Origin of the sequence: Streptomyces sp. UW30 (assembly GCF_008042075.1) — a bacterium.
In the GTDB taxonomy this organism is placed as follows: Bacteria; Actinomycetota; Actinomycetes; order Streptomycetales; family Streptomycetaceae; genus Streptomyces.
The window spans coordinates 957,599-968,109 of the sequence record NZ_RDBN01000037.1 but is presented as its reverse complement, the minus strand read 5'-3'; the positions used below and the strand labels follow the sequence as shown (position 1 = coordinate 968,109).

Genomic DNA, 10,511 nt, shown 5'->3' with positions numbered 1-10,511 from the left:
CGCGGTCGGGACCGCGCTGTCGGGCCGGGGCGCGGCCGCCTGGCCCTCGGGTGGTTCGGGTGCTGTCTCGCGGGCGTCGGCGGGCGGACCGCCCGCGCCGGGGCGGGAGTCGGCGCCCGCCCCGCCGGCACCGGATCCGGTGCCGGCGGCTTGGACCTCGGAGGCTTCGACGGAGCCCGGAGCGGTCGTATCCGCTGCGGGTCCCTCGTGGTCGCACCGGACGCCGACCGCCACCAGCGAGACGGTCAGCACGGCCGTCCTCGTCAGGCGGTAGGCCCGCGTCCGGTACCAGGGCCTGCGTCTTCTACGCGCCATGCGTGCGGCGACGGAGCCGGAACCAGATCACCCCGCCCACGGCGGCCAGTCCGACGACGCCGGCGCCGGCGACCGTGGTGAAGGCCTCGTCGCGGGCGATGCCACCGCCGCCGGCGGGCGGACCGCCCTGGGGGCCGGGCGGGGGCGTCGTCATCGAGGTCCGGCAGTCGATCGTGAACGTCTTCTCCCGCTCGGCGCCCGTCATGCCCGTGAACGTCCACGACAGCCGGTACTGCCCGTCGGGCAGGTTCAGGTCCTCGGTGTGGCCGACGCCGCCCGGCTGGAGGTTGAGGGTCCCGCGCAGCGTCGCACCGCCCGGCACATTGGGCTGGGTCACGATGTTCCAGGTGACGTTCGGAACGCTCTCGAAGTTGGCCGCGTCGAGGTAGAACCGGCAGACCCTCGGCTCGTCGATCGCGTCCCCGAACGGCGTGCGCGCGACCCCGTCCCACGGCGCGGTGTGGATCTTGAGGGTGCCGTTGTCGCCGGGTGCCATCGGCGCGGCTCCCGACGCCGGCATCCCGGTCAGCGGGGTCAGCGCGGCGGTGAGCGCCGTGACGGCGGCGATGCGCGCGGCCCGGCGTGGAAGAGACGTGGTGGGCATGCGAGTCCTCCGAGTCAGACGATTTTCGTACAAATCGCTCTTCGTCTGACTCTCTTTCACATGCGCACGCCGAATCGTGGATGCACCGCCTTACGGCCCATCAGATACCACTCTTTCGACGCAAGATCGCCCTCGCGCCGCGCCGCTCCCCGGCGTCCTCCGGCTCCCCCGCCGGCCTCGCCGGCGCCCGCAGCGCAATCCCCGCCGACACCAGCAACAGCGCGCCCAGCATCACGAACGGCGCAGCCACCCCCGCGACACCCGCGACCAGGCCCGCCGAGGCGGGCGCGGTGACCTGGCCGAGGCGGTTGCCGGTCAGCCGCAGGGCGAGGGCGGTGGAGCGGGCGCCCTCGGGTGCCGCCTGGACGACCGTCGTCATGGACAGCGGCTGGCCGACGCCGAGACAGAAGCCGAGCACCGCCAGCATCACGGCCAGCGCCCACACCGGCACCGGCAGCGCGATGCCCGCGCACAGCAGGGCCGCCAGCAGACAGGTGACGGTCAGCAGCAGGGTGCGGCCGAGCAGCCGCAGCAGGGGCGTCAGGACCAGACGGCACGCGATGGTGGCCGCCGCGCGCAGGCTGAGCAGGACGCCGACCACGGACGGCGCGATGCCCCGGTGCTCGCCGACCACCGGGAGGTAGGCGGTGAGGATGTCGGTCGCGGACAGCACCGCGAGGCTGATGAAGATGCCGGCGGGCACGCCCCTGGCGCGCAGGATGCGCCGGACGGGTACGCGCTCGCCCCGTTCCTCGCGGGACTTGGCCGTCGTACGGCTCTCTATGCGCCACAGCGAGGTGAACGCGACCGCGCCGCCCGCGCCCGCGACCAGCAGGGCGAGCGCGCTGGTCCCCGCCATGTCCCGGCCGCCGATCAGTGCGCCCGCCGCGATCGGGCCGACCAGCTGGCCGAGGGAGGCGCCGATGGTGAAGTGGCCGAAGTTGCGGTCCTGTTCGTGCGGCGCGGACTGGCGGGCGACGAGGGACTGGGCGCCGATCACGAAACACAGGTGGCCGAGGCCCATCACCCCGCTCCACACGGCCATCGCCCACAGCGAGTCCGCGAGGCCGCTCATCGCGCAGCCGCCGGATATGAGGACGACGCCGACGGGCAGCAGCGGCGCACAGCGACCGTGGTCGGTACGGCGGCCCAGCGGGACGGCGACGAACAGCGGGAGCAGGGCGTACACACCCGCGATCACACCGACCGCCCGCTCGTCCGCGCCCAGCGCGAGGGCCCGGTAGGAGACGGCGGGCCGGGCCATCGACACCGCCCCCTGCGCGAAGCTGAAGGCGATGACGAGGCGGAGCAGCCAGCCACGGTTCCCACCGGGCCTCATGAACGTGTCCTCCTGGAAAGGTACTTGCGGATCAGGTGACTCTGGTGACGCAGGTGATTCAGGCGGATCAGATGATGCCGAAGAGGATTCCCGCCGCGAGGATGACCAGGCAGGTGAGCGCGGCCCACTTCACGACGAACCTGGTGTGGTCGCCGAACTCCACCTTCGCCATGCCGACCAGGACGTACACGGCCGGGACGAGCGGGCTCGACATGTGCAGCGGCTGGCCGACCAGCGAGGCGCGGGCCATCTCCAGCGGGGTGACGCCGTGCGCCGCACCGGCCTCGGCGAGGACGGGCAGGACGCCGAAGTAGAAGCCGTCGTTGGACATGAAGTAGGTCAGCGGAAGGCTCAGCAGACCGGTGACCAGGGCCATGTGCGGGCCCATGCCCTCGGGGATGACGTCCACCATCCACTTGGCCATGTGGTCGACCATGCCGGTGCCCTGGAGGACGCCGGTGAAGACGGCGGCGGCGAAGACCATGCCGGAGACGTTCAGGACGTTGTCGGCGTGGGCGGCGAGGCGGGCCTTCTGGTCGGGGATGTGCGGGAAGTTCACGGTGAGCACGAGCGCGGCACCGAGCAGGAACAGCACCGGGATCGGCAGCCACTCCATGATCATGGCGGTGAGCAGCGCGACGGTGAGCAGCGCGTTGAACCAGTAGAGCTTGGGGCGCAGGGTGGACCGGTTCGGGTCGAGGGCCTGGAAGCGCTCGTCCTCCTCGTCCGCGGCGTCGGTGCCGGAGCCCGAACCGCCGGTGCCCTGCGGGGCCTTGGCCGCACCGGAGCCGCCGGCGCCACCGGCGCCCACGAGAACCGTCTCGGTCTCCTTCTCCTCGGCCTTCTCCTCGACGAGGACCTCGTCCAGCGTGAGCACGCCCAGTCGCTTGCGCTCGCGCAGGCCGAGGAAGTACGAGAGGACGAAGACGGCCACCAGGCCCACGGCGAGAGCCGGGATCATCGGGACGAAGATGTCGCTGGCGTCGAGCTTGAGCGCGGTGGCGGCGCGGGCGGTCGGGCCGCCCCACGGCAGCGTGTTCATCACGCCGTTGGCCATCGCGGCCACACCGGTCATCACGACCAGGCTCATCTTCAGGCGCTTGTACAGCGGGTACATCGCCGAGACGGTGATCATGAAGGTGGTCGAGCCGTCGCCGTCGAGGGAGACGATCGCGGCGAGGATCGCCGTGCCCACGACGACCCGCATCGGGTCGGCCTTACAGAACTTCAGGATGCCCCGAACGATCGGGTCGAAGAGGCCGACATCGATCATCACACCGAAGTAGACGATCGCGAACATGAGCATCGCCGCGGTGGGGGCGAGGCTGGTGACGCCTTCGATGACGTAGTCACCGAGCTTGGCGCCCTTTCCGACGAACACACAGAACAATGCCGGAATCAGTACGAGCGCCGCGATCGGCGACATCTTCTTCATCATGATCAGGACCAGGAAGGTCGCGATCATGGCGAAGCCGAGGATGGTCAGCATGAGTGGATACCTAACGTTCGCCCTTGAACATCCCACGAGGGCCGGGGGTGCGACGACGTTAGGTCCCGTCGAGCAGCGTTAACAAGACGTTGACATGCGAGCAATAAGCGCAAAACTCCAGGTCAGAGCTTTGCTCAGGTCAGAGCCGTGATCTTTTCGGACACCGGGGCCACCTCGATGGGCACTCCGTTGAGGACCGCGTTGCCCGACAGCGGGTCGAGCAGGCTGCCGTCGAGGAGCTGGTTGACGTTGACTCCGGGGTCGGTGGCTGCGTGGCCGAGCCGGGTGCCGGGGCGGTCGTGACCCCAGCCGTGCGGCAGGCTCACCACACCCGGGCGCACCGCGTCGGTGACCTCGGCGGGCGCGGTCACCTCTCCCCCGGCGCCCTTCAGGCGTACGGCCGCCCCGTCCCGCACGCCGAGCCGCTCGGCGTCCGCCGGGTGGATGTGCAGGGTGCAGCGGTTGGAGCCGCCGGTGAGGGCGGGCACGTTGTGCATCCAGCTGTTGTTGGAGCGCAGATGGCGGCGGCCGATGAGGACGAGCCCGTCGGGGCGCTCGCGCAGGGCCTCCCGCAGGCGCGGCAGGTCGTCGGCGAGGGGCCGCGGCAGCAGCTCCACCTTGCCGCTGACGGTCTTCAGCGGCTGCGGCAGCCGGGACTTCAGCGGTCCGAGGTCGATGCCGTGCGGATGCGCGAGCAGCTTCTCCAGGGTCAGCCCGTCGGGCCGTACGCCGAAGCCGTCGCCGTAGGGGCCGAGGCGCAGCATCATGTCGAGCCGTCGCTCGGGGCCGCTGATGCCGGTGAGCTGCGCGGCGAGTTCCTTCGGGTCGCGGCCGTGCACCGGGGAGTGGGGCTCCTTCACCGCCTTGCCGAGGGTCTGGTCGACGACCATCACGTCCACGGCGGACGGGTCGGCGCCGTGCATGCCGGTCGCGGCCAGGATCAGGCGGGCCAGGATCTCGGACTCGGCCATGCGGCCGGGCTCCAGCGGGACCGCGGGGCGGGTGTAGCGGACCTGGTTGCGCACGGCGAGGGTGTTGAAGGCGAAGTCGTGGTGCGGGCTCTGCGAGGGCGGGGGCGGCGGCAGGACCACGTGGGCGTGGCGCGAGGTCTCGTTGAGGTACGGATCGACGCTGACCATGAAGTCGAGCGAGCCGAGCGCCTTGTCGAGCCGGTCGCCGTCGGGGGCCGACAGGACGGGGTTGGACGCGACGGCGACGAGGGCACGGATGGGCTCGCCCTCGGCGGTGGCGGTGTCGATCTCCTCGGCGAGTGCGGACAGCGGCAACTCGCCCTTGGCCTCGGGGTGCCCGCTCACCCGGGACTTCCAGCGCCCGAGCGCGAAGCCGTGGCCCGGCCCTGCGGGGCGGGGCGTCTTGTCGGTGGCGGCCTGCGGGAAGAGGGCGCCGCCCGGGCGGTCGAGGTTGCCGGTGAGGATGTTGAGGACGTCCACGAGCCAGCTGGCCAGGGTGCCGTGCGGGACGGTGCAGCTGCCGATGCGGCCGTAGACGGCGGCGGTGGGCGCGGCGGCGAGCTCACGGGCGAGGGTCCGGATCGTACCGGCGTCCACGTCGCAGGCGTCGGCGACGGCTTCCGGGGTGAAGTCCCCCACCTCCGCGCGCAGTTCCTCGACTTGCTGGACGTGCGGCGCCAACTCCCCCAACGCGACCAGGTCTTCCTCGAACAGCACGTACGCCATCGCCGCCAGCAGCAGCGCGTCGGTGCCGGGCCGGATCGCGATGTGCCGGTCGGCGAGCTTGGCTGTGCGGGTGCGGCGCGGGTCGATGACGGTGAGGGTGCCGCCGCGGGCCTTGAGCGCCTTGAGCTTGCCGGGGAAGTCGGGGGCGGTGCACAGGCTGCCGTTGGACTCCAGGGGGTTGGCGCCGATGAGGAGGAGGTGGTCGGTGTGGTCGAGGTCCGGCACGGGGATCGCGAGGGCGTCGCCGTAGAGCAGTCCGCTGGAGACGTGCTTGGGCATCTGGTCGACCGTGGAGGCGGTGAAGACGCTGCGGGTGCGCAGGCCGGCCATCAGGACCGGCGGGTAGAGGGCACCGGCCACGGTGTGCACGTTGGGGTTGCCCAGCACGACGCCCACGGAGTTCGGCCCGTACCGCTCGACGACCGGGCGCAGTCCGGCGGCGACCGCGTCGAAGGCCTCCTCCCAGGTGGCCTCGCGCAGCTCGCCGTCCCTGCGCACGAGCGGGGTGCGCAGCCGGTCGGGGTCGCCGTCGACGGCTCCGAAGGAGGCGCCCTTGGGGCAGATGAACCCCTGGCTGAACACGTCGTCACGGTCGCCGCGGGCGCCGGTGACCTTGGTCCCCTCGATGGTGAGGGTCAGGCCACAGGTGGCCTCGCACAGGGGGCAGATGCGCAGTGCGGTGCGGGACACGGGTCCTCCCGGAGGTGGCGGCAGTGGTGACGCGCGAACTCGAACCGAGCATACCGACCGGTATGCACAACGGGGAGCCCTCTCCAGGGGTGAGGTCGGAAATTCGCGAGCGGCGGCGTCAGTCCAGCACTCGCGCCAGATACGCCCGCAGCAGCAGCCGCGCTTCGTCCAGGATCCGGTCGTCGCCCTCCGGGGCCATCCGGAAAGCCAGGTGGACGAGCGTGTCGGCGGTTTCGACGGCGACGAGGAAGGCGCGGCGCAGATCCTCGTCCGGCTCGCGGTCGAGGTAGCCGGAGAGCAGGTCGGTGAGGCGGTCGGCGACGCGGTGGTTGGGTTCGCCGCGGGTGCCTACGGGGATCTGGTTGCCGAAGTCGACGAGGGAGAAGCCGGGGGCGGTGCGCTTCATGGCGATGTACTCGTCGAGCACGGCGTCCATGGCCACCCGCCAGCCTCCCGCACCGGCCGCCTCGCCGGCCGCCTCCAGGCGCTCGGTGACGCGGGCGGTGTAGCGCTCTAGGTTGCGCTGGGCGAGGGCGTCGGCCATCTGGCGTTTGTTGCCGAAGAACCGGTAGACCGAGCCGATGGGGACGCCGGCGCGCTGGGCGACGGCCCGGGTGCTCAGGTCGTCGTAGCCGACCTCGTCGAGGAGGTCGGCACAGGCGTCGAGGATCCGGGTGAGCCGTTCGGCGCTGCGCCGCTGTACGGGCGCCCGGCGAAGCGTTGCTGGATGTGGCACGGTCTTCATGATGCCTTTCCGGCTCGGTCCGGTGAACCCTTGCCCCCTGTACGGGAGCGGGTACCCGGCTCACTCAGTGCCGCGGTGGACGGCGTCGGCGTCGTGGTCGCCTGCACCCCCGACGCCGTGACGTCGGCCGTGCTCTGAACGGGCTCGCCGTCCACGGCCCACACCGTGCCGTCGTCGGCGTACAGCCGGACGGTGACCTGGTGGGTGCCGCGCGGGACGAGGTCGGCCGGGAGGCGGCAGTCGGGGGCGCGGAGCCTGGAGACGAGCCTGCCGTCCACGAAGAGGTACGCGAGCCCGCGCCCGGCCGTCGCCCTCGCCTCGGTTCCGGCGGGCGAGAAGCGGAATCCGCGGACCGTCAGCCGTACGTCCCAGCCTCCGTCGCCGCCGTCCGGGTCCGGCTGCACCTCGATGCCGACCTCGGGAGCGTCGTCCTCGCCCACCTCGCGGTAGTGCCGCCCCTCGTCGTCGGTGTCGTCGAGGACCTTGCCCACCGGGGAGGGCGACATCGCGGTGCCGTCCCGGTCCCGCGCATCACTGGAGCCGCAGCCCACGGTTCCGGTCAGCAGCAGGACACAGACCGCGAGCGCGGCGAGAAGGGTCCGCGTCCACGACATGACCGGAGACTAGAACACCGGTCCGACAGCCGAATCCCCCTTGAGTCGGGTTGGCGTCCACTTCTGGTCGTACGCACAGGGAAGATCCGGCGGATCTCTTGCGCCCGGGAAATCGCAATCCTACGGTGAAGCATAGGAATCAGAACCCAAGGGAGCGATCATGAGCGGGGACACGCGGAAGACCGCGGAAGGGCTGACCTACCTCTCCGGTTTCGGCAACGAGCACAGCTCGGAGGCGGTGCCCGGTGCCCTCCCCGAGGGCCGCAACTCACCCCAGCGTGCCCCGCTGGGCCTGTACGCGGAGCAGCTGAGCGGTACGGCGTTCACCGAGCCGAGGGCGCACAACCGCCGCTCGTGGCTCTACCGCATCCGCCCGTCGGCCGCCCACCCGGCGTTCACGCGCACGGACAACGGCGCGATCCGTACGGCGCCGTTCACGGAGTCGGTGCCGGACCCGAACCGCCTGCGCTGGAACCCGCTGCCCGAGCCCGCGCCCGGCACCGACTTCCTCGCCGGCCTGTGGACCCTCGGCGGCAACGGCGACGCGACCCAGCGCACCGGCATGGCCGTGCACCTGTATCACGCCAACTCCTCGATGGACCGCGTCTTCAGCGACGCCGACGGCGAGCTGCTGATCGTGCCGGAGCGCGGCGGGCTGCTGCTGCGCACCGAGTTCGGGCTGCTGCATGTGGAGCCGGCACATGTGGCGCTGATTCCGCGTGGGGTGCGCTTCCGTGTGGAGCTGCTGGACGACTCTGCCCGGGGCTATGTGTGCGAGAACTATGGCGCCCCCTTCCACCTCCCCGACCTGGGCCCGATCGGCGCCAACGGCCTGGCGAACGCTCGGGACTTCATGGCCCCGGTGGCCGCGTACGAGGACGTCGAGGGCCCGGTGGAGGTGGTGAACAAGTTCTGCGGCAACCTCTGGACGGCCACCTATGACCACTCACCACTCGACGTGGTCGCCTGGCACGGCAACCATGTGCCGTACGTCTATGACCTGCGCCGTTTCAATGTGATCGGCACCATCTCCTACGACCACCCCGACCCGTCGATCTTCACGGTGCTGACGTCCCCGTCGGACACTGTGGGCCTCGCCGGCGTCGACTTCGTCGTGTTCGCCCCGCGCTGGCTGGTGGGCGAGGACACCTTCCGGCCGCCGTACTTCCACCGGAACGTGATGAGCGAGTACATGGGCCTCGTCGAGGGCGCCTACGACGCGAAGGCCGAAGGCTTCGTGCCGGGCGGCGGTTCGCTGCACAACATGATGTCGGCGCACGGCCCGGACCGGGAGACGTTCGATCGCGCGAGCGCGGCGGAGCTGAAGCCGCAGAAGATCGACGACGGGCTTGCGTTCATGTTCGAGACCCGCTGGCCGGTGACGCTGACCCCGCAGGCGGCCGGTGCCGAGCACCTGCAACAGCGTTACGACGACGTCTGGCAGGGCATGGAGCGCCACTTCCGCCCCTTGCAGTAAAGATCCCCTACCGGTACGGATGGCCCCGTGACCTCCTTCGCCCCGGACTCGATCGTCCTGAACCGCAAGCTGCCGCTCTGGTACCAGGTGTCGCAGTCGCTGCGCGCCTCGATACTGGGCCGCCGCCCGCAGGACCCGCTGCGCCTGCCCACCGAGGAGCAGTTGGCGGAGCACTACGGCGTGAGCGTGCTGACCATGCGGCAGGCGCTCAAGGAGCTGGAGGACGAGGGCCTGATCACGCGCCATCGCAGGCGCGGCACGTTCATCGAGCCGGACGCCCGCCGGGGCGCCCCGGTGCGGCTGCTCGGCTCGGTGGACGCGATCGTGGCCCAGCAGTCCGGCATGGCGACCGAGCTGCTGGACCACGGCCGCACGCAGGTGCCGGCCGAACTCGCCGAGTACTTCCCGGACATCGACGAGGTGGCGACGTACCACCGTCTGCGCAGCGACGAGAAGACGGGCGAGCCGACCAACCACGCCCGCAACTACGTCCGCCCCGAACTGGCCGCGCGCATCGACCTGGGCGACCTGGTCCGCTGGCCGATGACGAAGGTGCTGCGCGATGCCGTCGGGGCGGACATCAGCCGCATCACGGACACCGTGGAGGCGCGGCTTGCGGATCCGGAGACGGCGAAGCTGCTCCAAGTCCCGCTGCTGAGCCCGATCCTGCACTACACGGGCGTGACGTACGACGCGGACGGGCGGGTGCTGGACGCGGCGGTCATCCACTACCGGGGCGACCGCTTCTCCTTCACGGTGACCCTGGACGCCAACTGAGCCCGCTGTCCGTGACAGGCTTTACGATGCCCAGCGTGACGCACGACGACGCTCCGCCGCTGGCGGACCTCATGCCGTGGTCCGTCGCACCGCCGCGGCTCGGCCGGGGGTGGCCGACGGGCCCCGACGCGGCGACCCTGAAGGCCCGCTGGGACGCCTTGGTGAAGGCCGAGGGCCCGGACCGGGAGGCCCTGCTGGAGCCGACGCGCTCGCGCACCCTGCATTCGGCGGTCGGCCAGCTGCCGGGCCGGTCCACCGGCACGGAGAGGCTGATCCGCGCCACGGGCCCGTGCCCGGAGCCGGTACGCGTCCTGCACGCCCCCTTCGACGAGCAGTGGCTGATCCCCGACCACCGACTGATCGACGCGGCCCGCCCCGAGCTGTGGCGGGTGGCCGACGAGCACCAGGTCTTCGTCCTGGAGACCCCCGACTCCGCCCTGCTGGCGACCTCCCTGCTCCCCCTGCTCCGCCCCGGCCGCGTCCGCCCGCTGTACCGCCGCCCCGGCGGCGAGGAACCCAACCTGGCCCCGGGCCTGCTGCAGCACCTCACCTCCCGGCTGGGCCACTCCCCCGCGCCGGCGGACGTCGTCGCGTGGATCCTGGCGACCGCCCGCCCGGACCTCACCGTCCCCCTCACGCGGGACCCCGAACTGTGGGCGCGCGGCGTCGAGTCGGGCCACCGCATGCTCTGGCTGATGTGCCGCGACGGCGACCGCCCCAAGCTCCCCGGCGGCCGCCGGGGAGCTTGGGGCGGTCGCCGTCGC

Annotated in this window: 8 protein-coding genes and 2 pseudogenes; 3 read left to right on the top strand and 7 right to left on the bottom strand. The window is 71.7% G+C overall.

Annotation, left to right across the window (positions count from 1 at the left end; genetic code table 11):
* The 7 genes and pseudogenes from EAO75_RS47550 to EAO75_RS23030 all read right to left on the bottom strand — a co-directional run.
* Nucleotides 1-315 (bottom strand): annotated as a pseudogene (locus EAO75_RS47550) (class F sortase); the annotation flags it as partial.
* The gene (locus tag EAO75_RS23055) at nucleotides 305-919 is read right to left on the bottom strand and encodes a hypothetical protein (protein WP_147996951.1); all 615 of its coding nucleotides are present in this window, start codon (nucleotides 917-919) and stop codon (nucleotides 305-307) included. The gene EAO75_RS23055 and the pseudogene EAO75_RS47550, both read right to left, overlap by 11 nt.
* A gap of 100 nt (nucleotides 920-1,019) precedes the next feature.
* The gene (locus tag EAO75_RS23050) at nucleotides 1,020-2,258 is read right to left on the bottom strand and encodes an MFS transporter (protein ID WP_147996950.1); all 1,239 of its coding nucleotides are present in this window, start codon (nucleotides 2,256-2,258) and stop codon (nucleotides 1,020-1,022) included.
* Nucleotides 2,259-2,325: 67 nt separating this feature from the next.
* Entirely contained in the window at nucleotides 2,326-3,783 is a 1,458-nt protein-coding gene (locus EAO75_RS23045; protein WP_410092469.1) for a CitMHS family transporter, read from the bottom strand.
* A gap of 98 nt (nucleotides 3,784-3,881) precedes the next feature.
* Nucleotides 3,882-6,134 (bottom strand): molybdopterin oxidoreductase family protein, encoded by a 2,253-nt coding sequence (locus EAO75_RS23040; RefSeq protein ID WP_147996948.1) that lies wholly within the window; start codon nucleotides 6,132-6,134, stop codon nucleotides 3,882-3,884.
* 118 nt (nucleotides 6,135-6,252) lie between these two features.
* Nucleotides 6,253-6,879: a TetR/AcrR family transcriptional regulator gene (locus tag EAO75_RS23035; RefSeq protein ID WP_147996947.1), complete on the bottom strand. Its 627-nt coding sequence runs from the start codon at nucleotides 6,877-6,879 to the stop codon at nucleotides 6,253-6,255.
* Nucleotides 6,876-7,493, bottom strand: a complete 618-nt coding sequence (locus tag EAO75_RS23030; protein WP_147996946.1) for a hypothetical protein — start codon at nucleotides 7,491-7,493, stop codon at nucleotides 6,876-6,878. The genes EAO75_RS23035 and EAO75_RS23030 overlap by 4 nt, the downstream gene beginning before the upstream one ends.
* A 160-nt stretch (nucleotides 7,494-7,653) precedes the next feature.
* Here EAO75_RS23030 and hmgA point away from each other — a divergent pair, with 160 nt between their 5' ends.
* The 3 genes and pseudogenes from hmgA to EAO75_RS23015 form a co-directional block, all read left to right on the top strand.
* Nucleotides 7,654-8,970 carry a homogentisate 1,2-dioxygenase gene (gene hmgA, locus EAO75_RS23025; RefSeq protein ID WP_147996945.1) on the top strand — a complete coding sequence of 439 codons (1,317 nt, stop codon included), beginning with the start codon at nucleotides 7,654-7,656 and terminating at the stop codon, nucleotides 8,968-8,970.
* Between the two features lie 27 nt (nucleotides 8,971-8,997).
* Entirely contained in the window at nucleotides 8,998-9,747 is a 750-nt protein-coding gene (locus tag EAO75_RS23020; protein ID WP_147996944.1) for a GntR family transcriptional regulator, read from the top strand.
* 26 nt (nucleotides 9,748-9,773) lie between these two features.
* Nucleotides 9,774-10,511 (top strand): annotated as a pseudogene (locus EAO75_RS23015) (type ISP restriction/modification enzyme); the annotation flags it as partial.